Source organism: Actinoplanes italicus (assembly GCF_003001815.1).
Taxonomy (GTDB): Bacteria; Actinomycetota; Actinomycetes; order Mycobacteriales; family Micromonosporaceae; genus Actinoplanes; species Actinoplanes italicus.
Window position 1 is genome coordinate 469,574 of record NZ_PVMZ01000004.1, and the last position, 20,471, is coordinate 490,044.

Below are 20,471 nucleotides of genomic sequence, written 5' to 3' on the forward strand. Positions count from 1 at the left end.
CTCCCAGCCCGGGGAACAAGCACGGCCCTGGTGACGCTGGACCTGTGGTGATCGACCACCCACCGCGCCTGTCTCTGCTGGACCGGTCCCGGACCCGTGCCGGTGAGACCGAGGCCGCGTCGCTGCGGGGCACGGTCGCCCGAGCGGTCCACGCCGAACGGCTCGGGTACCACCGGTTCTGGGTCGCCGAACACCACGGGGTTCCCGGGATCGCCGGATCCGCACCGGCGGTGCTGCTGGCGGCCGTCGCCGGCGCGACGACGACCGTCCGGATCGGCTCGGCCGGCGTGATGCTGCCCCACCACCAGCCACTCGTCGTCGCCGAGCAGTTCGCCACACTGTCCGCCTTCGCGCCCGGCCGGGTCGACCTGGGGCTCGGCCGGTCACCGGGTTTCACCGCACCGGTACGCCGCGCGTTGCGGCAGACCGACGGCGACTTCTCGGCCGACATCGTCGAACTGCGCGAATTCCTCACCGGGACCGCCGAGATCACCCTGCACCCACGACCGCCGGCACCCCTGCCGCTGTACGTGCTGGCCACCGGAACCGGCCTGGGCGTGGCGGCCGGGCTCGGGCTACCGGTGATCGTGGGTGGCCCCCTGCTCGGGATCGGCGGCGACCCGGAGCCGGGGCTCGCGGCGCTGGCCGGATACCGGCGCGCCTTCCGGCCCTCGCCACAGCAACCGGAGCCGTGGGTGGCGATCAGTGTGGACGTGCTGGTCGCCGACACCGCCGCCGAAGCCGCCGACCTGCTCCTGCCCGAGGCTTGGGCGATGGCACGAAGCCGTACGACCGGGGAATTCCCGCCCCTGGAACCGGTCGACGTCATCCGCGCCGCGAGCCGCACGCCGCGCCAGCAGCGATATCTCGACCAGACCGCCGCCGCGGCGATCACCGGCACGCCGGCCCGGGTGGGGAGCGCACTCGCCGAGCTGCTCGACCGCACCGGAGCGGCCGAGCTCGTCGCCACGGGCAGCACCTTCGACCGCGCCGCCCTCGCCGCCTCGGACGCCGAGCTGGCCGCACTGTTCGCCCGCCCGCCGGCGCACCCAGGCGTCGGGCTGCCGGCTCTGCAACTGCCGGAACCCGATCACGCGCGGTAGGTCTGGCTTCTGCTCGTCCCACGGGCCGGCGACAGCCGCCGGGGTCACTGCGGGCCGGGTCGCAGGCCGGCCTCGCGCGCGAGCAGGGCCGCCTCGGTACGGTTGGCGCAGTCCAGCTTGACCAGCAGCCGCGAGACGTGGCCCTTCACGGTGGCCTCGGACAGGTGCAGCCGGCGTCCGATCCGGTGGTTCGACCAGCCCTCACCGAGACCCTCCAGGACCTCGCGCTCCCGCTCGGTCAGGTTGGCGCACACGTCCCGGGCACTGCGGCGCGGCCCGGCGCCGGCCGTCAGCCGCTGCGCCGCCACCGGTGACAGCACGACGTTGCCGGCCGCGGCCACCCGCACCATGTCGGCCAGCTCCTCCGGTGAGGTCGACTTGACCAGGAACCCGACAGCGCCCGCACGCAGCGCGCGCAGCACGTACTCGTCCAGGTCGAAGGTCGTCAGCGCGACCATCCGCGGGGGCCGGGGCATCGTGGCGATGCGCTCGATCGCGGTGAGCCCGTCGACGCCGGGCATCCGCAGGTCGATCAGCATCACGTCGGGCCGCAGCCGGGCGGCGGCCGCCACCGCGCCGGCGCCGTCGTACTCCTCGCCCACGACCTCCAGACCGGCGGCCGTCAGGATGGTCCGCAGGTGGGCGCAGACCATGCGCTCGTCGTCGACCAGCACGACCCGGGTCATCCGCGGGCCGCCGTCGGCACATAGATCGGCAGGGTCGCCGACACGGCGAAGCCACCGTCGGGGGTGGATCCGGCCGTCAGCGTGCCGCCGACCACCTCCACCCGCCGGCGCAGCCCGTCGAGGCCGCTGCCGCCGCCGGCCCCGGCGAGATCCGGGTCGGGCACGCGTAGCCGGGGCGTGTTCGAGACGGTCGCGTGCACACCGTCGGCGGCGTACCGCACGGCCACGCAGGCCCCCGCACCAGGCGCGTGCTTGTGCACATTCGTCAGCGACTCCTGCACCAGCCGGAACAGGGTCCGCCGGACCGTCGGCGCCACCATGGCCGGATCACCGTCCTCCACCAGCCGCACCGGAAGGCCGACCGCCCGGGAGTCGGCCACGAGCCTGGCCAGGCCGGGTTCTACGGCGACGTCCGTCGCGTCCTCGCCCCGGCGCAGCACCCCGACCAGGTCACGTAGTTCGGACAGCGCCTGGCACCCGGCCACCCGCATCTCCTCGGCCGCGGCCCGTGCGGCCGGATCGGCGGTGCTCACCCGCAACGCGCCGGCCTGCAGCACGATCAGGTTGATCCGGTGCGTGACCACGTCGTGCATCTCCCCGGCCAGCCTGACCCGCTCGTCGGCGCGCGCCCGCTCGGCGAGCAGCAGCCGCTCGCGTTCGGCCCGCTCGGCCCGCTCGGTCAGCTCCGCCACCAGGTCGCTGCGGGCCCGGGCGAGGTTGCGGCGGGCCCGGACGTACAGTCCGAGCAGCGCCGACGACAGGATCACCAGGGGCGCGGAGAACGGGTCCGCGACGGTCCAGGCCTGGGCGCCGGCGAGGAACGCCACGGTCAGCACGGCGATCACCGCCCACTGGCGCCGGCGCGGCTCACCACCGTGGGCGGTGACGGCGAAGGGTGCGGGCAGCGCGGCCCACGCCGGCGCGACGATGCTGATCATGGCGATCATCAGGACCATGGTGTACGGGCGCCGGCGGCGCATCAGCAGCAGGACCGCCGCGGCCACCTGGGCGGCCACGTAGACCCACACCGGAGCGGCGATCAGATGCGTGCTGCCCGCCGGACGGCTCAGCTCCAGGGTCACCCCGGCAGCCGCGGCCACCACCGTCACGAGCACGTCGACGGCGGTCGCAAGCCCCATGGCCGAAGCGTAGTAGGACCTCGCGGCAGCGCAACCGGGCCACGACTTTCGTCGCTTCCCACCCCCGACGATGGTCGCGGCCGGGCCCGGTGGCCGGGCAGTGCCGGGTTGACTGACGTCGATGGGGGTGACCCACCGACCCGGAAGGCGGCCAGATGACGGCGGACGTGTCCACCGCGGGGCCACGCATCGACGCGCTCGACACACTGCGCGGCTTCGCGCTCTGCGGCATCCTGATCATCAACATCTACCAGCAGGTGGTCTTCGGCGGGCAGGCCGCCGGCACCGCCCCGCGGATGCCGATCGCGGTGCAGCTGCTGTTCTACGAACGGTTCTACCCGATCTTCTCGATCCTGTTCGGCATCGGGTTCGGCATCTTCCTGCGGCGCGCGGCCACCCGGACCGCACGGCCGCGGGTCGTGCTGGCCCGGCGGCTGGTGATCCTGCTGGTCATCGGCGTCGTGCACTTCCTCTTCCATCCCGGAGAGGCACTCACGGCGTACGCGCTGGCGGGTCTGATCGTGTTGTTGCCCCTGAGTTTCGCCGGCGGGCGCACCGCGCTGGTGGTGGCGGTCGTGCTGCTGTTCGTCGGGGCGCAGCTCGTCGTCGGGTTCGGCCCGATCCCCGGCCTGCTCGCCCTCGGCTACGCCCTGGCCGCTCTCGGAGTCCCGGCGGGCCTGGAGCGTCACACCGGACGCATCGCGATCACGTTCGCCGTCTGCACCGCCCTGGCCGTCGCCTGGATCGTGCTCGCGCTGCGCGGCGTCGATCCGCCGTTCGTGAACGTGACCGGCGGCCCCGGAGGCGGGGTCAGCCTGCTCGGCCCGCTCGCCGGCATCGTCACCGGCCTCGCCTACTGCTGCGGGCTGCTCCTGCTGCTGCGCACACCGGCCGGCCCGGCGCTGTCCGCGGTGCTGTCGCCGATGGGCCGGATGGCCCTGACCAACTATCTCGGCGCGACCGTGCTGTTCCTGCTCGCGGGTCCGGCGATCGGCATCGACGACACCGGCGACCTGCCACGGATCATCGGCCTGACCGTTGCCATCATCGCCGTTCAGGCGGTGTGGAGCGTGCTGTGGCTGCGCGCGTTCCGGTACGGACCGGCCGAGTGGGCGTGGCGCTGCCTGACCTGGTGGCAACGCGCCCCGATCCGCCGCCGGCCGGCCGTCTCGGCCGAGCGGTAGGCCTCGTCTCGGGTCGCGCTGGCCGGCGTCAGGCGCCGGGCGTACCGGTCAGCGCCCCGGCACCGGAGGACTCGCAGAGGCCGAGGTCCACGGCGTCGATGACGAAGGTTCGGGACCGGGTCCGGGTCAGGGCCTCGGTCACCTGACCGTGCCGACTCGGAGGGCCGGGTCGTCAAGGTCCGGGTAGGGCCGCAGTTCGGCCCGTACGCGTTTGCCGCCCTCGTGTTCCTCGATGTGCCAGCGGTGGGTCAGCGCCTCGACCAGCATCAACCCGCGCCCGCCACGGCTGTCCGGGTCCCGGCGGCGAGGGAGGACGGAGGAGCCGTCGGCGACCGAGACGATCACCTGATTCCCGTACGCCTCGAGCCCCAGCACCACCGAGCCGGATCCATGCTGGACGGCGTTGGTCACGAGTTCGCTGACCACCACGGCGACATCCTCGGCCCACGCATCGTCGGCGTAGCCCCACACGATCAGCACGCCGACGACCGCTTTGCGGCAGGTCCGTGGTGAATCAGGACCGATCGGCACATCGAAGTGTGCGGTCAGAGTGGACATCCCGGCACCCGCCACCTAGCACTGCGCCACGACAACGACGGGTGCGTCGGATGACCCGTCGCCCAGGTCAAAGGAAACCACACAGGCGCCCGTGCACCCAACGCTCCGGGGAGGGCAGCGGACCCTATGGACGACATGCGGCCGAAGTATCCGCAGCATGACCATGTTGCCGATAGCCCGATCAACTGTATATTGACCGCCATGGCAGGCATGCAGCGACCGAGCTTTCTCATTCTGTCGGCGCTCGCCGTGGAACCGCTGCACGGCTATGCGGTGATCAAGGAAGTGACGCGGTTGTCCGCCGGCACGGTTCGCCTCGCCGCCGGCACGCTGTACGCGGCACTCGACCGTCTCGCCGAGGAGGGCCTGATCGAGGTCGACCGCGAGGAGACCATCGACGGCAGGCTCCGTCGCTATTACCGGCTCACCACTCCGGGCGCCTCCGCGCTGGCCGCCGAGGCCGAGCAGATGCGGCGCGACGCGCGGATGGTCACCCAGCGGCTGCGGCGGGCGGGCCCGGCCGCCGCTCCCGAGCCTGCCTGACCGCCGTCCATGACCATCGAAGGACATCCGATGCCCGACGACACCGACACCACCGGCCTGGAGCGCGGGTACCGTCGCTGGCTGCTCGCCTACCCGCGGGAATACCGGCGTGACCGTGGCCCGGAGATCCTCGTGACGCTGCTCGACGCCGCCGATCCCGGCCGGTCGCGGCCGGCCGCCCGCGAGGTCGCCCACCTGCTCCGGCACGGTCTGAGCGTGCGCGTCGCCGAGGTCGGACGCCGGGCGGTCGTCGTCGCCGTGATCGCCGCCGTGCTGGGCGGCCTGGGTGGCATCGCGCTCGGCTCGTGGCTGGCGTGGCGCAGCGTGGACCCGATGACACCCGACAAGGCCACAGCGATGAGCCTGGCCCGTACGGCCCTGCCGGTCCCCGCCCAGGGCAAGGTCGAATACTACGGGCGGCACACCTTCTGGAACCCGAACAGCAACGGCAGCCTCAAGGGCGGCACCGGGCTCCGGGCCGGACGGGCGACCGTCACCGGCAAGGTTCCGCCACAGGGCCGCCTCGAGGAGCTCACCGCCGCCGTCCAGCGGCAGATGCGGGCCCAGGGCTGGCAGGACGTGAGAACCACGATCGACCGGTACGGGTCACAGGTCTCGCCGTCGGCCCTGGCCGAGGTGACGGGCACCCGCGACGGGTACCTGGCCACGGTGCAGGCCTTCTCGGGTGACGCGGTCAACCCCGCCACCCTGAGCGTCGATCTGATGTGGGCCGAACCGCCCGGCCATATTCGCGACACCATCCTCGGCGGCCTGGCCGGCGTCCTGCTCGGGGCGCTGCTCGGGCTCGGCACCGCACACCGCATGCGCCGTTACGGCCCGGGCCGGCAACGGTGGTACTCGCGGCTCTGCGTCGCCACGCTGCTGATGCTCACCCCGGCCTGCCTGGGAAACATCCCGACCGGCACCGGCTCGCTGCTGGCCAGCACCCACCGCAACGGGACCGGCCCGTCGGTGTACTGGGGCGGGTTCGTGTTCTTCGGCGCCCAGCCCTTGGCGATCCTCTCCCTCATACCGATCGTGGCGATCATCGTCGGCTGCCTCTGGCCCCGCGGCGAGAACGCCCGCACGTCCCGCATCGCCTGATCACGGCGGGGCCGGCCGGCGTCGAGTCACGGCTCCGGGGACCGGGCGACGGCCGGGGCGCAGTCCCTGGCGATCTTCGCGAGGCGGGCGGCCGTGGCCTGGCTGATCCGGTGACCACCGGACGTGAGAACCCTGTCCAGCTCGCGGTCGGTGACGACCAGACAGGTGGTGGGCACGCCGTTGGTGCTCATGGCGCCCACGCCGGTGAAGGCGAGGACCGGGACGACCGGCACCGTGGCTCCGGCCGCGGCGGAGAGCGCGGTGGCGGCGCGATCGGCGGCCCGCCTGGCCTCGGCGACGTACCCCCACCGCCGGCCGTTGATCTGCACGACGTCGCCGACGATCAGGACCCGGAAGAGTCCCTGATCGGCGACGGTGACCGCATACACTCCGCCGGGTCCGACAGCCAGAAACCCGGCGCGGGCGCCGAGCGGATCGGACTCGTCATGCCGGCGCGACAGGCCGGTCTCCGACCAGTCCACGATGTGCCAGCTCTCGCCGAGGCTGTCGAGCCGGCCGAACGCTCGCGCGCCGGCGACCTCGAGCCGCCGGTCGACGATGTCGGCCCGGCGCCGCCGTACCCATTCCGCAGGGGACAGTCTGGTAGACATCCGACCACCGTAGCCGCCCGGTCACAGTCGTCCGTGCACGTACCGCTCCCGGGTGATCACGTACACGTCGACCGTCCGGCCGTTGCCGGGCACGGTGGTCCGCCGGTCGAAGGTCAGGCCGATCTTCTCCATCACCCGGGCCGAGCGCACGTTCTCCACCTGGCGGATGCTGACCAGCCGCTCCAGCCCTCGATCGACCAGCCCGAAGCGCAGAGCCGCTCGCGCGCCCTCGGTGGCCAGCCCCGCACCCCAGAACGAGCGTCCCAGCCGCCACCCGATCTCCACGGCCGGCATGACCTCGGGCAGGAAGTACGGCACCGCCAGCCCGGCCCAGCCGGTCAACTCCCCCGTCGCCATCAGCTCGGCCGCGAACAGGCCGTAGCCGTGCTCGTCCCAGTGTTGCCGCATGCGGTCCAGATGCGCGGCGGTCTCCTCCCGGCTCTGCACGGAACCGTCCCGGATGTAGCGCATCACCTCGGGATCGGCGTACATCGGCGCCAGGGCGTCGAGGTCGTCATCTCGCCACTGCCGCAGCAGGAGGCGCTCGGTGCGGAGCTCGATCATCGCTCGATTGTCGCGGCGCCTTTACCTCGCGGGTAATCGTCACCGCGGCGGGGCCGCGACACGATCAGGCGGACCATCACACCGGAAGGACCACCATGACCGTCTATGCCGTCGCTCATCTGCACACCCTGTCGGACCACGACGATGTGCTGACCTACATCGAGCAGATCCAGGACACCATGAAGCCGTACGACGGTCGCTTCCTCGTGCACGGCACGGCCGTCGAGGTCGTGGAGGGCGAGTGGCCCGGCGCGCTGGTCATGCTCTCCTTCCCGGACATGAGGGCCGCCCACGACTGGTACACGTCCGCGGCGTACCAGAAGATCCTGCCGTTGCGGACCGATCACATCGGCGCGAACGTGGTGCTCGCCGAGGGCGTGGGCCCGGACTACGACGCCCGCGAGACCGCCGCCGCCATGCGAGCGGCTCCCGGCACCTGATTTTAGGAACCTTTACTTATAGACTGTCGTCGATCTGCGGCTCATCCATCCCCACGTGGAGAGGAACCACCGTATGAACGACAACAGGCGTCTCGGCGCCGCTCTCGGCATCGCCGTCGCGCTGATCATCACCAGCGCCCCCGCACCCGCCACCGCGCGGCCGGCCACCCCACAGCCGGCCCCGCAGAGGTTCGAGTTCCCCGCCGAGGCACGCCGGCAGATCCCGCTGGTCCAGGCCGCCGGAACGATCCGCCGAATCCTCGACCAGGGCGCGAACCAGGGCTACGCCGGGATCGAGCTCCAGGACGACCGGGTCGTTCTCTGGTGGAAGGGCACCGTGCCGGCCCCGGTCCGCCGGGCGGTGGACACCGCGCGGCGTACCGCCCCCGTCCAGATCGGAACGGCCGCCCACTCACTGCGCGAGCTGCGAGCGGCGGGAGCGCAGCTCCGCGGTTCTCTGGCCGCGGGCAAGCCGCGCATCAAGTACGCCGTGGACGGCAGCCGGGTGGTCGTCGACGTCGCTTTCATGACGGCGCAGGTCCCTGAGGTGGGGGTGCCGGTCGAGGTGGTCGACCAAGGGGTGAAGGTCCTGACCAGCCGCCGCGACGACTGGCCGCAGTGGAAGGGCGGCGCCGACCAGATCAACGGCAACTCCCGCTGCACCACCGGCTTCGCGGTCCGCAACTCCGAGGCGGAGTTCATCCTGACCGCCGGGCACTGCGGCAGCAACGGCAACCAGATCCGCGACGGCGTCGGCGAGTTCATCGGCACGTTCACCGGAGACCGCGACGATCACGACATCGCGCTGATCCACACCCCGTCCGGCGCCGACAACGTGATGTACATGGGTGGCCTGGACAGCAATGTGGTCACCACGGTCGAGGGCTGGGACTGGGTGTTCCCCGGCGAGTACCTGTGCCAGTCCGGGGGCTCCTCGGCACGCGACACCGGCGGTCCGGTCTGCGGCCTGCGGGTCGAGAAGTTCAACACCGACTCCGGAGACGCCGTCGAGGCCCGGCAGGTGGACGGCCGTCCCGCGGTGCGCGGCGGTGACAGCGGCGGCCCGGTTTTCGGACCGTCGGCCAGCGGGAACGCCATCGCCAAGGGCATCAACAACTACACCTACGTCGGCAACAACACGATCCTGGGATTCCAGGACTTCGGCACCGCGACCCGCGACTACGGCATCTGGATCACCGACTGACGGCTCCTCGCAGCCGGCCGGGCGGTTCCGACCGCCCGGCCGGCTCATCGGGGCAGGTGCTTCAGACGACCGTGGCTGTGGTGATGCGTGCGCCGGTGGCCTGCACGGCGAGCATCAGGCACGCACGGATCACGACGCCGTCGACCACCACGGCGCACGTGCCGCAGGTGCCGTCGGAGCAGGCGACGTGGCATCCGGTGGCACCGCATTCGGTGGTGAGCACGTCGGCCAGGGTGCGGCCGGGAACGACGTCGAGGTCGTGACGGGTGTGGTCCACGGTCAGCGTTACCCGCACCGACCGGCTCCTTCCCGCGCCTGGCGCAGCGCGCGGCGGGTCAGAATGTGGAACGCTCGCCGCTGTCGCGGCTGGTGGGCGTCGTCGTCGAGGCGTTCGGTGTCCTGGTGCGCCGCGGCTTGCGCGGCTGCGGCGACGGCTGTGTCCGAGTATGTGGTGCCGAGCAGGGTGTTCTCGGCCGCGGTCGCCCGTACCGGGAATGGCCCGGAGTTCACCAGGCAGAGCCGTGCCGCACTGACCACCCCGCCGGTCACGGTGATCGCCGCCATCACCGCCGCCTGCGGATAGATGCCGGCGCGCCGGTCCTCGGCATAGCCGATGCCCGTGCCCTCGGGCAGCGCTGGCAGCTGCGCCTCCACCAGCAGCTCCTCGGGCCGGCGGGCGGTGGTGAACGGCGCGGTGAAGAAGCTTCCGGCCGGCACCGTACGGCGCCCCTCCGGCCCGTGCAGCACCAGCCGGGCGCCGATGGTCACCGCCATGGACGGCCACTCCGCTGCGGGATGCGCGAAGGCGAGGCTGCCGACCATCGTTCCCCTGGCACGGATGGGTGGATGCCCGATGTGGCGCACCACGACACGTAACAGCTCGCCCAAGGGCCCGCCGACCTCGTCGTTCTCGAACGCCCGGTGCCGGATCAGCGCCCCGACCCGCAGGTGCCCGTCCGTCTCGGTCAGCGTGTCGAGCCCTTCGACGCGGTTGATGTCCACCAGCCGGCACGGCCGGGCGCCGGGCCGTGTCACCTCCGGGACCAGGCTCTGACCCCCGGCGAGCACCGATGTTCCCCCGTCAGCGAGCGCGACAAGCACCTCGTCGACCGTCTTCGCCGCGATGTATTCCACGTCAGCGGGTCCCACCGCACCGTCCCTTCCCAGGTCTGCCGACGATGTATGGATCGTTGGGTGCCTTTTCAAACCTCGCCACTCTAAAGAGGACATCGGCCCGGTCGCCGGTGTCACCCGCGTGAGCGTCGCGGAATGTGACGGCCCATGGTACGGGGACGCAGTCCACGATCGATCGGCGATCCTGCCGCAGCGGTCGTCTCAGTGGGAGGCCGTCAGCCGGTGGGTCAGCAGAGTGGACATGGCGCGTACACCGTGGCCGATCGCCCTCTCGTCGGCGGCGAAGTCCGGGGTGTGCGGGGCGCCGTTCATGCCGGCCCCGGCGTTCGCCACGCCGAGATAGAACATCGCGCCCGGCGCCTCCTTGAGGAACAACGCGAAATCTTCGCAGTTGTACGGCCAGGACGCCCGCGCCCACAGGACGGACTCGGGCCCCAGCGCCGAGCTGAGGTACCGACCGGCCGCCGTGCTGAGTTCCGCCGAGTTCACCATCGCGGGGAACGGATCGGCGGGGTACTCCACGTGTCCGCCGGCCTTCTCCGCGAGCCGCTCGAGCCGTACGCGTAGATCGGGAATTCTCTCCTGTGGCCAGACGCGCAGCAGAACGTTGGCCACGGGCCGTCCGTCGGAGGTGGCGTCGGTCCACTGGCCGGCGGAGACGGACTCCTGGATCGTGGCGGCGATCTCCGGGTCCAGCACGGCGTGGAAGCGCGCGTGATATTCGGCGAGGCTCTGCGGGAACTCGACGTTCCCGAGGTGCGCCACGTCGGACGCGATGGCGGCAACGGCCGCGTCGTCCCCGCCCGGCAGCACGATACGGATGTGGTCCAGCCCGGGCAGACCGTATCCGGGAGACACCGCGATGGTGCCGGCCGGGAACGGGGCACAGTGCAGCGCGTAGGACTCGCGCGGGGCGAGACGCTGCACCAGCCCGGTGCCGAGCATCGCCCGCGCGCCCTGCAGTGGTTCCTCGGCCGGCTGGAAGACGAAAGCCACGCGGCCGGACAACTGATCAGAGCTTTCAGCGAGCGTACGGGCTACGCCCACCCCGATGGCGGTGTGCAGGTCGTGCCCGCACAGGTGGCCGATGCCGGGAACGCGCGAGGCGAAGTCCTCGTCGAAGACCCGGCCCGACGAGAAGGGCAGCACCGCTCGCTCCGCGTCCACGGCGTCCATGTCCGCCCGGTACACCACCGCCGGCCCGTCCGCGGAACCGTCGAGCACCGCGAGGACTCCATGACCGCCGACACCGGTCGCCACGTCGAGCCCGGCGGCGCGCAGCTGCTCGGCGACCAGCCCGGCCGTCTGACGCTCCTCGCCGGCCAGTTCGGGGTGACGGTGGATCTCCCGGCGGAGCTCGATCAGTTCGTCGTCAAGTTTCGTCACCGGTAGATCCTGCTCACATCCGTCGATTTCCCGCACCACCAATACCAGCGCGGAGCCGGGCCGTCCGGTGACGGACGACCCGGCTCCATGGACACGTGTTACCGGGCCGCGCCGCAGGGCGAGCAGGTGGGCCGGGTGCCGAGGCGCTCGAAACGCCAGAAGTGCTGGGCCACCGTGGCGCCGTCGGTCACGTACACGTTGAAGGTGCCGGCGATGTTCGGGTTGTTGTGCGAGGCGCTCAGCGACGGCTGGCTCCCGGACCAGGCCTGCACGAGGCGCCGGCCGTTGGTGGTGGCGGAGTCGCCGAGGTCCCACTCGTGGGTGGAGGAGTCGCTGACCTGGGCGGTGTACGCCTTCGATCCGTTCTGGCTGAGCTCCCACACCTTGTTGCCGAAGTTCTGGTAATTCACCAGGTACTTGTCGTCCAGGCCGGTTCGCGAGGTGTTCTGCGAGTACCACCACTGGGCCGGCGTGGCGGCGTTGCAGCGGGCGAGGTAGACCGCGTGCGTGTTGGATCCGACGTCGGTGCCGTTGGTGCTCAGGCAGTACGTGTAGTCGTTGAAGCCGTCGTAGTAGTCGTTGACGAGCATGTACCAGCCGTTGGCCGGGTAGACGGCCTGGGCCGGAGTGGCCGTCCCCAGCGTCGCGAGCGTGGCGACGATGGCCAGGAGCGCGGCGAACGCGGCGCGCAGCCGTCCGATGCGTACGGTCAAGGTGATCTCCCCGTAGTAGGTCACGTACGTTCCGGGAACCACCTTGGTCGATGTCCGGTCGATCATGCAGACCGTCGGGATGACCGCGGGATGAACAGCGGTGGATCTTTCAGGCGATCAGGTCCCGGCCCCTCGCCGGGCCGCGGGCGTCATGGTGCGGTTCACGTGCTCCTGCAGTAGAGCTGCGGCGCGGCCGGCGCGTTCGGACTCCGCCCGGAACGCCCGCGCCGCGTCGGGGTCACCGGCAGTGTCCGCCTGCCTCATCAGCTCGTCGAGGATCATGGCCTTCTCCTGCAGGGAGCTGACAGCGGTCCACATCGCCCCCTCGACGTCGTCGTCGCGGATCGCGAGCAGCGACTGCGGCGAGAACGAGTGGCCGACGTGACAGACGTAGTGGGCGGCGAGTCCGGTTCGCACCACGTGCATGCCACCCCGGCATTCCGGGCATCCGAGCCCGGCGGGCACACCGCGGTCGAGGACCTTCGAGGCGCCGTACGCGATCATGTCAGTCTCCCAGATCAGCGGGTCCGATGGCCGGTCCTCGGCGGTGACCGGCTTGCCGGTGAGCTCGGCGATCGTCTCCCCCAGTTCGATCGCCGGCAGAGCCGTCGCGTCGGGCACGACGCGCAGAGCGGCCGTCGGCATGCCGGGGAAGCGGGCCTCCGCGGGATCCTGCACGAGGGCGAGCCCTCCTCCGGCGGCGATCGCGGCCAGCCCCGCCGAACCGTCGTCGAGACTGCCCGACAGCACCACGCCGATCAGGCGCGGGCCACACCACCGGGCGGCGGAGCGGAACAGCGCGTCGACGGCGGGCCGTACCCGGTTCTGACGCGGGCCGTCACTGAGGCGCAGCAGATCGCCCTCGTCGAGGAGCAGGTGCTGGTCCGGTACCGCCACGTGGACCCGTCCCGGCTCCAGCCGGGCACCGTCGGCGGCGGCCAGAACCGGCAGCGCGCACGACGAGGCGAGGGAGTCGGCCAGCGCGAAACGGCCTCCGGGTGCCACGTGCAGGACCACCAGGACGGTGGCCGCCAGGTCGGCCGGCAACCGTGCCAGTGCTTGCGCCAGCGGTTTGTGAGAGCCCGCCGACCCGCCGATCACGACCACATCGCGACGCATCACAAGCCGACCGCCTCTCCTGGAGCAGGCCGCTTTCCCGTCGCTCAGCCCGGCAAACGCCCCGGACGTGATCGCTTCCGCGCCAGACGGCCGCGACGTCCGGTTCGGTGGTGACGGCCGGCGTCACCCGGGCCCGCCCGTGGGGAACGCCGGTATCGTCACGACATGACAGCGGACGACCGATCCTGGGACGAGTTGGCGAAAGACGCCCACCGGCGAGGAGAACGCGCCGGTCAGCGTGCAGCCGAGGCGCACGAGCGAGCACAGGAGATCAACGAGAGACGACGCGCCGCCGGCCCTTCCGGCGACGCGGCGGTGGTCTCCGACGAGCAGTCGGCGAGCCGGGCCGCCGCCTTCGCCGAGGAGAGCCGGGCCCGCGCCGCGGCCGCGCACCGGGACACGGCCCGCGGTCATGATCTCGCCGGGGCCGCTCACGAGCGGGCCGCCACCGCAGATCCCGATCATGCCGTCGAGCACCACGAGGAAGCCCGGCGCCACCATGCCGAAGCGGAACGATCCAGGCGAGAGGCGGACGCGGACGACGAGCGCAGACGGTGATCCATCTGGCTTGACGGCTGCGGTCAGTCGCTGATGTGGGCGGTGTTGTCGAGCCAGTGCCGGACGAGGGCGGCGTCGCCGTCGACGCCGATGTCCGAGCGGCCGGCCAGAGGAAGCCGCCGGGTCAGGATCCGCAGCATCGTGGCGGCGGGTCCGGTCACGGTCACGTCGGCCGGCCGGGAGAGGGGCTGCCATGTCGCCGCGTCGGGGCTTCGTTCGACGAGCCAGGCGTCCGCGGTGTCGGTGGCCAGCCATTGCAGGGTCTGCCCGGTGCCGCGGAGAGCCTGGGCCGACTCCGGCCGCAGCATCGCCCAGGTGGGTGAGGTGAGCATCGCGAAGTGGTTGCTGATGAGCGCGGCCGCGATGTCGGCGTCGACGTCGGCCGGGCGGTTCGCGGCGGCGGCCGCGTCGAAGCCGTGGACGACGGTCTCGTTGAGGACGCTGGCGGTCCAGAACTGTGTCCCGGTACGCCCGTCGCCGGCGGCGTTGAACACGGGGGCGTCGATCGCGTCGTCGGAGCACGCCTCGGCGACCCGCTGAGCGGCGTCCGACAGCCAGGCCGGCCACCCGCCGGGGTCCGCGGGCAGCAGGGCGTACTCCGTGGGCAACTGTGCGGGGTCGGTGATGCGCCGCTCGATGATCTCCGCGACCCAGTTCTGCGTCTGGCCAACGTGCTCGACCAGTTCAGCGACGGTCCACTCGGGGGCCGTCGGCACGGCGGCGTCCGGCCCGGCCACGGCAGCGGATTCGGCCAGGCGCCGGGTGTACTCCACGATCGCCCGGCGGGCGCGTTCCGCGGTCAGTTCAGTCATCGTCCGGTCCTCTCGCAGGTTCATCATGCCCTGTAGGACCGGGCGTACCCGTGAAACTCATCGGTGCCGCGGGCGACGTAAGAGCCGGCGGAACTCAGATCACGACCTCTCGCTCCCACAGCGGGGCGGGCTGGATGTGCAGACGCCAGAAGTGGCCGGCGATGGCCTCCGGGTCGAGGGCCGTTCCCGGAGCGATGGGTCCGGTGACGGTCACGGTGGCCACGTGTACGCCGTGCGGGCCGTACTGCCGGTCGAGCAGGGTCACCAGGCTCCGTACCGCGGCCTTGCCGAGCGAGAGGGACACGTACTCCGGTTTCGGCTCGGGCATCCCGCCCGTGACGATGAACGAGCCGGTTCCACGGCGGGCCATTCCGGGCAGGACGTGACCGGCGGCGATGATCGCCCCGCCCACGTTGACCGCCCAGGCGTCCTGATGACCCCGTATGGACAGATCGCCGACGGAGTCTGCCGGGATGACCGCGGCGTTGTAGACGACGACGTCCGGTTCGCCGAGCTCCCGTGCCGACGCGTCGAGCGCCGCCCGTAGCGCCGTCTCGTCGGTGCTGTCGGCGGTGAGCGGCAGGGCGCGCACGCCCAGCCGGCCCACCTCGTCGGCCACTGCCCGTACGCCCTGGTCCGTGCGTGCCAGGAGGGCCACAGGCCGGCCCTCCCGAGCGAACCGCAGCGCGACCGACCGTCCGAGCCCCGGCCCTACCCCGATGATCACTGCACCCGACATCGCGTCCCCCTCCGGCCCGCCCTCACCGTTTACGGTTCAGAAAGGTAAGGCCTCACACCAATGTGAAGGTCAACTCGAGAGGGGGAGCCTCACATGCGGATCGGTGTCCTGGCCCGCCGGACCGGGGTGAGCGTGCGGCTTCTGCGTTACTACGAGGAGCAGGGGCTGCTGCGGCCGACGCGGGAGCCCAACGGGTACCGCGAGTACACCGATTCCGACATCGTCACGGTGTCGCACATCCGCTCGCTGCTCGCCGCCGGGCTGCCCACCACGGTGATCGCCCAGGTGCTGGACTGCGTGCACGACGACGGCCGGCAGCTGGTCCCGGCAGCGTGCCCCGGGATGGCCGGCCACCTGGAGCGGGAACGGCGGCGCATCGCGGGAACGATCGCGCGGCTGCGCACCGAGCAGGACGCCCTCGATTCCCTTCTCGCCGCGATGGCACAGACGGGCGGAGCGGTTGGTTCGCGCCGCCGGGGGTAGGCGGTCACCAGGCCTGTCCGCAAGCACCGCGCACCAGGTCGTACCACGATCAGCTGATCGCCGGCGGCTCCCGGATGAAGGTGAGGCGCACCGGTCCGGCCCCGACGCTGAGGTGGCCGGTGTCCGCTGACACGCTGATCTGCAGGGCGTCAGGGTCCAGGGCCATCGCGCCGATCCCGGATATGGCGGCCAGCTGGGCCGGATCGTCGCCGACATAGGCGACCTCGGTGCTGAAGACATCGGTGACATCGAAGCCGGTACCGGTGGGCGTCAGGCGCCCGCCCATCGTGTTGACGCCGTCGGAGGCGGTGAACGCACCGCCATCGGTCAGCTGGAGCCACGCGTCGGCGGACTCGGGGATCTCGGTGGTGACGCCGTGGGCCGTCACGGCGGTGAGGCGCCACCGGCCGTCCAGATGGGCGGGGCCGGGCGAAGCCGGTGGCGGCGACGCGACCGCGGACGGACCGGACCAGGCCTGCGACCGCCCGGTCGGGGGCATCCCCGGCGCGAGGAGCGCGAAGGCGAGGACGAGGGCGGTGCGGCGAACCCAGGAGCCGGCCGTGACGCTGCCGCCGAGGACCATCTGCATCCGTTCAGGGTATCGGCCCAGCCAGGATGCCGATCGTGAACGGGCGAGCGGCCCGAGCTCCTCGACCAGGTCAGAGATCGTCCCGGGTCCGCGGGAGTTGCTGAGCACGACGTGGTGTCCCGCCGCGACCGCCAGACGTGCCAGCCCGCTGCCGGACAGTCCGGAGCCGATGACTCCGACCGTTTCGTTTTGCATGGCTCGATACTCGGCCGGTCGGCGGGGTGCCACCAGGCGCCGCTTTCCCTATGAATCCGGGTACCACCCGGTCAGCGGCCGGCGGGCGGCTGGGGTTCGACGAGCGTGACGTCCTCGGCGATCCGGGCCCGCGTTCCGCCGGTCTCCAGGTACAGGGTGCTGTCGGTGGAGACGACGAGCCGTTCCCCGGAACGAAGGTCGCGGAACGTGAGGGCCTGGGGGTCGTGCGTCACCCATCGGTTGCCGGCGAGCTTGAACACCTGCGCCGGCGTGACGGGTGTGCCGCCTTCCGGTGAGCAGATCCAGCTCTGCAACCGGCCGTAGAGCGAGCCGTCGGCACCCCACCACGCGTCGCTGAGACCGACGTCGGTCCCGTTGCCGGCCGGGCCCTCGCGGATCACCGTCACGTCGGTCGGCACGCTCTCGCGGGTCACGGGATCGGTCAGGAACACCGGTCCCGGGTGTGCGCAGTCGCCTTGCACCTCGATGGCGGAGTACAGGTACTGCACACCCGAGGACGTCTCGCGGGCCACGATCATGCTGAGGTCGTACACCTGGGGCAGGTCGCGCAGCAGGCGTGCGGTGCCGGCCGCCGTGTACTCGTAGAGCGCGCCGCTCGTGTTGTCGAAGTCGGCACTGGCCGTCGCGAGCAGCGGAAGCACGTCGCCGGCCCCGTCGAAGACCTGCCGGGCCACCAGTCCCGCCGGCATGGTGAACGACGCCGGTTCGGCTTTCGACGACCGGTCGCTGAGGTCGAGGCGGTTGGCGCGCCCTTGGCGGTCGATGAACAGGATGTCCGACGGACCGACCGCGGCGGCGGAGATGCAGTCACAGCGCCGGGTCACCGTCTCACCCGTCGCGACGTCGGCGGCGATGATCTGGTCGGCGCCGTCGCCGGTGAGCGGGCGGTCCAGGGCGAACACGTACCGGCCATCGTGGGTCCAGTCGATGCCGGCGACGTTGGCGGCGGGGATCCGGTGAACGATCCGGTCGCCGGTCGCGATCATGAGATGGCTGTCGTCGGCGAAGGCGTAGTGCTGCGCCGCGGGGGCGCTGGTCAACGGCGGTGCGCCGGCGCGTTCCTTTCCGGAGGCGCTGCCGGTGCACGACGCGACGAGCACGACGGCGGCTACTACCTGTGTGGTCCTGACAACCCGCGCGAACACCGACCCATCTGAGCACGGTGGAACATCAACATCAACGAGGTGCTTGCGAAGTACCCCGGTCGTGGCACTCTCAGGCGGGCCGGCCGCGCAGCGCGTCGACGAGCCCGGCGAACTCGGGTAGCTGCTCGGCGTCGCGCATCGCCTCGCGCAGGGCCTGGTCATGGGTCGGGCGGGCTTCCTCCAGCAGCCGCAGGCCGGCCTCGGTCACCTCGGTGTAGATGCCACGACGGTCGTTCTCGCACAGGTAGCGGCCCAGCAGGCCCTGCTCCTCCATCCGCGCGACCAGCCGGGTGGTGGCGCTCTGGCTGAGCACGACGGCAGCGGCCAGGTGCTGCATGCGCATGTGCCAGCGCTCCTGACGCGACAGCAGCTCGATCACCGAATACTCGGTGACGCTCAGCCGGTGAGCGGCCTGCAGGGCGCGTTCGAGCCGCTGCTCGATGCGGGCGTGCAGCCCGGCCAGCGCGCGCCAGCTCCAGTCCCGTGATTTTGGAGCGCCCGCCCGGACGGCTACGGATGGTCACCGCCGACGTCTTGCGCCGTCTCGCCACGCATCTGGACCGAGGTCTTTCCGCCCCATCACCTCGGGTCCCAGCCCTCCTGCCGGGTTGCGCAGGTGCCGCGGAAGACATATTGCGAGGGCACCTTGCGTTGCTCACTGGTCCAGTCGATGGGAGGCCGCCGCAGCTCCGCGGGTAGGTAACCCAGGCGGTACACCGCCATCAGCTCCAGGTCGTCCGGGACCTCCAGCAGGCGCACGATCTCGTCCCAGCGCCCGGGCACCTCCATCGGGAAGGAGATGAACTGGATGCCCATGCCGAGCTCAACGGTGGCCAGCCACACGTTCTCCATCGCCGCGCCCATGCTGAACACGGAGTAGAAGGACGACAACTCCCCCGGCCGGTACTCGGATCGGTCGAGCATCACTCCCAGCAGCAGCGGCGAGCCGGCCACGAGTTTGCGGTTCTCCTCGCCGAGGGTCTGCGGCACCCGCATGGCGTTCATGAGTTTCTGGCCGCGGGAGGTGAACACCTGACTGGTGAACGGGCGCAGCGGTGCGGGCAGGCGGTCGAACAGCATGCCGTCGCGGCGGCGTTCCATCTCCTGCCGGCTGAAGCGGAAGTACGGCTTGTAGCGCTCGAAGAAGGTGCCGTTGGACATCGCCTCGGTCATGCTCTCCCCGCTGATCCGCGCGATCGTCTCGATCGTCGGGCGGTCCTCCACGATCACGAACCGCCACGGCTGGCTGTTCAGCTGGGACGGGGCGCGTCCCGCGACCTCCATCAGGAGCCGCTGATGCTCCTCGGAGACAGGATCGGGCAGGAAGGCGCCGTTGGTGGTCTTGCGACGACGCACCACATCGAGAAACTCCATCAGCGATTCCTCCAGGCCAGAACAAGGGCGATGGCTTACGCGGGAGCCGCCGAACCCGCGACCGCGGCGTGCCGCCGGAGCTCACCGCCGGCGTAGGGCAGCACTGCGAGCGGGCCGGCCGCCGGCAGCAGCGCGAGGCCGGCGGCCCGGCGCTCGATCACGCTGGCGGCGAGCGCGACGGTGGTCAGTGACGAGGTCACCACGTACAGGGCATGGTGGACCCAGCGGATGCGCCGGTTGTCTATCGCACCCACCGCGACGGCAGCACCGAAAACGCCGTTGCTCAGGTAACTCACGGCTGCCGCGGTGATGAGGGCCCGGCTGTTCATCGATGTGCCGCCTCGTGGGTGAGCAGGAGGCGCTGGGGGAACATCGACCGGACCCGCCATCCCGGCGGAACGATCTCCTGCAGCTCGGTACGCCGGTAGCTGCGGCGGACGGAGAGCAGTCCATCCTGGTGGATGAACGATCGGCGGGCGAACGGCAGCGTGGCGACGGCGTAGAGGCCGTAGCCCGCACGGTCCCGCGACAGGTCGTTGTGGACGACCAGTCCGCGCGACAGCGTCCGGCTGTCCGCCAGCAGGGCGGCGAGCTCGTCCGTGTCCAGGTGGTGGAGGAGGTGGTTGGAGATCACCAGGTCGAACCGTTCGCCCCGGGCCACCAGGTCCGCACTCGACGCCCGCTCGAACCGGACGCCACCCGCCGGCACCTTCCGTACGTAGCGAAGCGCGCGCTCGTCCGGGTCGATGGCCGTCGTCCGCAGCACCAGCCGATCCCGAGCCGCCCATCGGGTGAGAGCGCGGGAGATGTCCCCGCCGCCGAAACCGATGTCCAGCAGCGTGGTGGGCCGCTCGGCGTCCAGGCGCGGCCGGATCCACTGCCGGTGGAGGCGACGCCAGCCCGAGACGAGCCTGTTGACCGTGCCGAACTGCCGGTAGGTGCGCTCCAGCCGGTCAGCGTCGCAGTCGGGGGCGTCCATGAACTCCTGGGATACGGTGTCGCGCCGGGCGAGACCCGTACGACCGCCCACTGTGCCGGAACCGCTCATACGTTCGGGCATACCCGCA

The 20,471-nt window shown here is 71.5% G+C and carries 26 protein-coding genes; 8 read left to right on the forward strand and 18 right to left on the reverse strand.

The window, feature by feature from the left end; translation table 11 throughout:
* The first annotated feature begins 44 nt into the window (after nt 1-44).
* Complete coding sequence (locus CLV67_RS13460; protein WP_170153832.1) at nt 45-1,103, forward strand: MsnO8 family LLM class oxidoreductase; 1,059 nt, start codon at nt 45-47, stop codon at nt 1,101-1,103.
* A 44-nt stretch (nt 1,104-1,147) separates the two neighbouring features.
* On the opposite strand, the gene CLV67_RS13465 is transcribed toward CLV67_RS13460, so the two are convergent.
* Together CLV67_RS13465 and CLV67_RS13470 are read right to left on the reverse strand one after the other, a co-directional pair.
* A complete protein-coding gene (locus tag CLV67_RS13465; RefSeq protein ID WP_106317998.1) occupies nt 1,148-1,789 on the reverse strand; it encodes a response regulator in 642 nt (213 codons plus the stop codon).
* On the reverse strand, nt 1,786-2,928 hold the full coding sequence (locus tag CLV67_RS13470; RefSeq protein WP_106318000.1) for a sensor histidine kinase: 1,143 nt from the start codon (nt 2,926-2,928) through the stop codon (nt 1,786-1,788). The genes CLV67_RS13465 and CLV67_RS13470 overlap by 4 nt, the downstream gene beginning before the upstream one ends.
* Before the next feature lie 155 nt (nt 2,929-3,083).
* Between CLV67_RS13470 and CLV67_RS13475 the strand changes: the two genes are divergently transcribed.
* Nucleotides 3,084-4,112, forward strand: coding sequence for a DUF418 domain-containing protein (locus CLV67_RS13475; RefSeq protein ID WP_106318002.1), 1,029 nt, complete (start codon nt 3,084-3,086; stop codon nt 4,110-4,112).
* Nucleotides 4,113-4,250: 138 nt separating this feature from the next.
* On the opposite strand, the gene CLV67_RS13480 is transcribed toward CLV67_RS13475, so the two are convergent.
* Nucleotides 4,251-4,670 carry an ATP-binding protein gene (locus CLV67_RS13480; RefSeq protein ID WP_106318004.1) on the reverse strand — a complete coding sequence of 140 codons (420 nt, stop codon included), beginning with the start codon at nt 4,668-4,670 and terminating at the stop codon, nt 4,251-4,253.
* Nucleotides 4,671-4,871: 201 nt separating this feature from the next.
* Between CLV67_RS13480 and CLV67_RS13485 the strand changes: the two genes are divergently transcribed.
* Entirely contained in the window at nt 4,872-5,213 is a 342-nt protein-coding gene (locus tag CLV67_RS13485; RefSeq protein ID WP_106318006.1) for a PadR family transcriptional regulator, read from the forward strand.
* A 30-nt stretch (nt 5,214-5,243) separates the two neighbouring features.
* Complete coding sequence (locus CLV67_RS13490) at nt 5,244-6,317, forward strand: hypothetical protein (RefSeq protein WP_106318008.1); 1,074 nt, start codon at nt 5,244-5,246, stop codon at nt 6,315-6,317.
* 26 nt (nt 6,318-6,343) lie between these two features.
* Here the strand turns inward: CLV67_RS13490 and CLV67_RS13495 are convergent, their stop codons facing one another.
* Together CLV67_RS13495 and CLV67_RS13500 are read right to left on the reverse strand one after the other, a co-directional pair.
* The gene (locus tag CLV67_RS13495; RefSeq protein ID WP_106318010.1) at nt 6,344-6,928 is read right to left on the reverse strand and encodes a hypothetical protein; all 585 of its coding nucleotides are present in this window, start codon (nt 6,926-6,928) and stop codon (nt 6,344-6,346) included.
* 21 nt (nt 6,929-6,949) lie between these two features.
* Entirely contained in the window at nt 6,950-7,492 is a 543-nt protein-coding gene (locus tag CLV67_RS13500; RefSeq protein ID WP_106318012.1) for a GNAT family N-acetyltransferase, read from the reverse strand.
* A gap of 95 nt (nt 7,493-7,587) precedes the next feature.
* Between CLV67_RS13500 and CLV67_RS13505 the strand changes: the two genes are divergently transcribed.
* Nucleotides 7,588-7,932 (forward strand): DUF1330 domain-containing protein, encoded by a 345-nt coding sequence (locus CLV67_RS13505; RefSeq protein WP_106318014.1) that lies wholly within the window; start codon nt 7,588-7,590, stop codon nt 7,930-7,932.
* A gap of 73 nt (nt 7,933-8,005) precedes the next feature.
* The gene (locus tag CLV67_RS13510) at nt 8,006-9,136 is read left to right on the forward strand and encodes a chymotrypsin family serine protease (RefSeq protein ID WP_106318016.1); all 1,131 of its coding nucleotides are present in this window, start codon (nt 8,006-8,008) and stop codon (nt 9,134-9,136) included.
* Between the two features lie 61 nt (nt 9,137-9,197).
* Here CLV67_RS13510 and CLV67_RS13515 read toward each other — a convergent pair whose 3' ends face one another.
* The 5 genes from CLV67_RS13515 to CLV67_RS13535 all read right to left on the reverse strand — a co-directional run bounded on the left by CLV67_RS13515 (nt 9,198) and on the right by CLV67_RS13535 (nt 13,488).
* On the reverse strand, nt 9,198-9,431 hold the full coding sequence (locus CLV67_RS13515) for a 2Fe-2S iron-sulfur cluster-binding protein (RefSeq protein ID WP_106318018.1): 234 nt from the start codon (nt 9,429-9,431) through the stop codon (nt 9,198-9,200).
* A complete protein-coding gene (locus CLV67_RS13520; RefSeq protein WP_239166093.1) occupies nt 9,422-10,285 on the reverse strand; it encodes an FAD binding domain-containing protein in 864 nt (287 codons plus the stop codon). Before CLV67_RS13520 ends, CLV67_RS13515 begins: the two co-directional genes overlap by 10 nt.
* Before the next feature lie 186 nt (nt 10,286-10,471).
* Nucleotides 10,472-11,656 (reverse strand): M20 metallopeptidase family protein, encoded by a 1,185-nt coding sequence (locus tag CLV67_RS13525; protein WP_203736920.1) that lies wholly within the window; start codon nt 11,654-11,656, stop codon nt 10,472-10,474.
* 98 nt (nt 11,657-11,754) lie between these two features.
* Nucleotides 11,755-12,435, reverse strand: a complete 681-nt coding sequence (locus CLV67_RS13530; RefSeq protein ID WP_106318022.1) for a hypothetical protein — start codon at nt 12,433-12,435, stop codon at nt 11,755-11,757.
* A 51-nt stretch (nt 12,436-12,486) separates the two neighbouring features.
* On the reverse strand, nt 12,487-13,488 hold the full coding sequence (locus CLV67_RS13535; RefSeq protein ID WP_239166094.1) for a chemotaxis protein CheB: 1,002 nt from the start codon (nt 13,486-13,488) through the stop codon (nt 12,487-12,489).
* A gap of 165 nt (nt 13,489-13,653) precedes the next feature.
* On the opposite strand from CLV67_RS13535, the gene CLV67_RS51025 reads away from it, so the two are divergent.
* Nucleotides 13,654-14,046: a hypothetical protein gene (locus CLV67_RS51025; protein WP_146169095.1), complete on the forward strand. Its 393-nt coding sequence runs from the start codon at nt 13,654-13,656 to the stop codon at nt 14,044-14,046.
* Between the two features lie 23 nt (nt 14,047-14,069).
* Here the strand turns inward: CLV67_RS51025 and CLV67_RS13545 are convergent, their stop codons facing one another.
* On the reverse strand, nt 14,070-14,858 hold the full coding sequence (locus CLV67_RS13545) for a maleylpyruvate isomerase family mycothiol-dependent enzyme (RefSeq protein WP_106318232.1): 789 nt from the start codon (nt 14,856-14,858) through the stop codon (nt 14,070-14,072).
* Between the two features lie 94 nt (nt 14,859-14,952).
* Complete coding sequence (locus CLV67_RS13550) at nt 14,953-15,597, reverse strand: SDR family NAD(P)-dependent oxidoreductase (protein WP_106318028.1); 645 nt, start codon at nt 15,595-15,597, stop codon at nt 14,953-14,955.
* 93 nt (nt 15,598-15,690) lie between these two features.
* On the opposite strand from CLV67_RS13550, the gene CLV67_RS13555 reads away from it, so the two are divergent.
* Complete coding sequence (locus CLV67_RS13555) at nt 15,691-16,080, forward strand: MerR family transcriptional regulator (RefSeq protein ID WP_106318030.1); 390 nt, start codon at nt 15,691-15,693, stop codon at nt 16,078-16,080.
* A 49-nt stretch (nt 16,081-16,129) separates the two neighbouring features.
* Here CLV67_RS13555 and CLV67_RS13560 read toward each other — a convergent pair whose 3' ends face one another.
* From CLV67_RS13560 to CLV67_RS13585, 6 genes are all read right to left on the reverse strand, one after another.
* Nucleotides 16,130-16,864 carry an NAD(P)-binding domain-containing protein gene (locus CLV67_RS13560; RefSeq protein WP_106318032.1) on the reverse strand — a complete coding sequence of 245 codons (735 nt, stop codon included), beginning with the start codon at nt 16,862-16,864 and terminating at the stop codon, nt 16,130-16,132.
* Nucleotides 16,865-16,935: 71 nt separating this feature from the next.
* Nucleotides 16,936-18,030, reverse strand: a complete 1,095-nt coding sequence (locus CLV67_RS13565; protein WP_146169096.1) for a hypothetical protein — start codon at nt 18,028-18,030, stop codon at nt 16,936-16,938.
* A 70-nt stretch (nt 18,031-18,100) separates the two neighbouring features.
* On the reverse strand, nt 18,101-18,493 hold the full coding sequence (locus CLV67_RS13570) for a MarR family winged helix-turn-helix transcriptional regulator (protein ID WP_106318036.1): 393 nt from the start codon (nt 18,491-18,493) through the stop codon (nt 18,101-18,103).
* A 116-nt stretch (nt 18,494-18,609) separates the two neighbouring features.
* Nucleotides 18,610-19,404 (reverse strand): nitroreductase family protein, encoded by a 795-nt coding sequence (locus tag CLV67_RS13575; RefSeq protein WP_106318038.1) that lies wholly within the window; start codon nt 19,402-19,404, stop codon nt 18,610-18,612.
* 35 nt (nt 19,405-19,439) lie between these two features.
* A complete protein-coding gene (locus CLV67_RS13580) occupies nt 19,440-19,733 on the reverse strand; it encodes a hypothetical protein (protein ID WP_106318040.1) in 294 nt (97 codons plus the stop codon).
* Nucleotides 19,730-20,464, reverse strand: coding sequence for a class I SAM-dependent methyltransferase (locus tag CLV67_RS13585; protein ID WP_239166096.1), 735 nt, complete (start codon nt 20,462-20,464; stop codon nt 19,730-19,732). The genes CLV67_RS13580 and CLV67_RS13585 overlap by 4 nt, the downstream gene beginning before the upstream one ends.
* Nucleotides 20,465-20,471: the final 7 nt, after the last annotated feature.

What these genes read in the sequence shown, in the direction of transcription:
- CLV67_RS13500 (WP_106318012.1), bottom strand. Translation starts at nt 7,492, where the DNA reads ATGATCGAGCTCCGCACCGAGCGCCTCCTGCTGCGGCAGTGGCGAGAT.
- CLV67_RS13550 (WP_106318028.1), bottom strand. Translation starts at nt 15,597, where the DNA reads ATGTCGGGTGCAGTGATCATCGGGGTAGGGCCGGGGCTCGGACGGTCG.
- CLV67_RS13510 (WP_106318016.1), top strand. Translation starts at nt 8,006, where the DNA reads ATGAACGACAACAGGCGTCTCGGCGCCGCTCTCGGCATCGCCGTCGCG.
- CLV67_RS13480 (WP_106318004.1), bottom strand. Translation starts at nt 4,670, where the DNA reads ATGTCCACTCTGACCGCACACTTCGATGTGCCGATCGGTCCTGATTCA.
- CLV67_RS13475 (WP_106318002.1), top strand. Translation starts at nt 3,084, where the DNA reads ATGACGGCGGACGTGTCCACCGCGGGGCCACGCATCGACGCGCTCGAC.
- CLV67_RS13555 (WP_106318030.1), top strand. Translation starts at nt 15,691, where the DNA reads ATGCGGATCGGTGTCCTGGCCCGCCGGACCGGGGTGAGCGTGCGGCTT.
- CLV67_RS13575 (WP_106318038.1), bottom strand. Translation starts at nt 19,404, where the DNA reads ATGGAGTTTCTCGATGTGGTGCGTCGTCGCAAGACCACCAACGGCGCC.
- CLV67_RS13530 (WP_106318022.1), bottom strand. Translation starts at nt 12,435, where the DNA reads ATGATCGACCGGACATCGACCAAGGTGGTTCCCGGAACGTACGTGACC.
- CLV67_RS13490 (WP_106318008.1), top strand. Translation starts at nt 5,244, where the DNA reads ATGCCCGACGACACCGACACCACCGGCCTGGAGCGCGGGTACCGTCGC.
- CLV67_RS13465 (WP_106317998.1), bottom strand. Translation starts at nt 1,789, where the DNA reads ATGACCCGGGTCGTGCTGGTCGACGACGAGCGCATGGTCTGCGCCCAC.
- CLV67_RS13585 (WP_239166096.1), bottom strand. Translation starts at nt 20,464, where the DNA reads ATGCCCGAACGTATGAGCGGTTCCGGCACAGTGGGCGGTCGTACGGGT.
- CLV67_RS13545 (WP_106318232.1), bottom strand. Translation starts at nt 14,858, where the DNA reads ATGACTGAACTGACCGCGGAACGCGCCCGCCGGGCGATCGTGGAGTAC.
- CLV67_RS13485 (WP_106318006.1), top strand. Translation starts at nt 4,872, where the DNA reads ATGGCAGGCATGCAGCGACCGAGCTTTCTCATTCTGTCGGCGCTCGCC.
- CLV67_RS13470 (WP_106318000.1), bottom strand. Translation starts at nt 2,928, where the DNA reads ATGGGGCTTGCGACCGCCGTCGACGTGCTCGTGACGGTGGTGGCCGCG.
- CLV67_RS13505 (WP_106318014.1), top strand. Translation starts at nt 7,588, where the DNA reads ATGACCGTCTATGCCGTCGCTCATCTGCACACCCTGTCGGACCACGAC.
- CLV67_RS13580 (WP_106318040.1), bottom strand. Translation starts at nt 19,733, where the DNA reads ATGAACAGCCGGGCCCTCATCACCGCGGCAGCCGTGAGTTACCTGAGC.
- CLV67_RS13495 (WP_106318010.1), bottom strand. Translation starts at nt 6,928, where the DNA reads ATGTCTACCAGACTGTCCCCTGCGGAATGGGTACGGCGGCGCCGGGCC.
- CLV67_RS13535 (WP_239166094.1), bottom strand. Translation starts at nt 13,488, where the DNA reads ATGCGTCGCGATGTGGTCGTGATCGGCGGGTCGGCGGGCTCTCACAAA.
- CLV67_RS51025 (WP_146169095.1), top strand. Translation starts at nt 13,654, where the DNA reads ATGACAGCGGACGACCGATCCTGGGACGAGTTGGCGAAAGACGCCCAC.
- CLV67_RS13560 (WP_106318032.1), bottom strand. Translation starts at nt 16,864, where the DNA reads ATGCAAAACGAAACGGTCGGAGTCATCGGCTCCGGACTGTCCGGCAGC.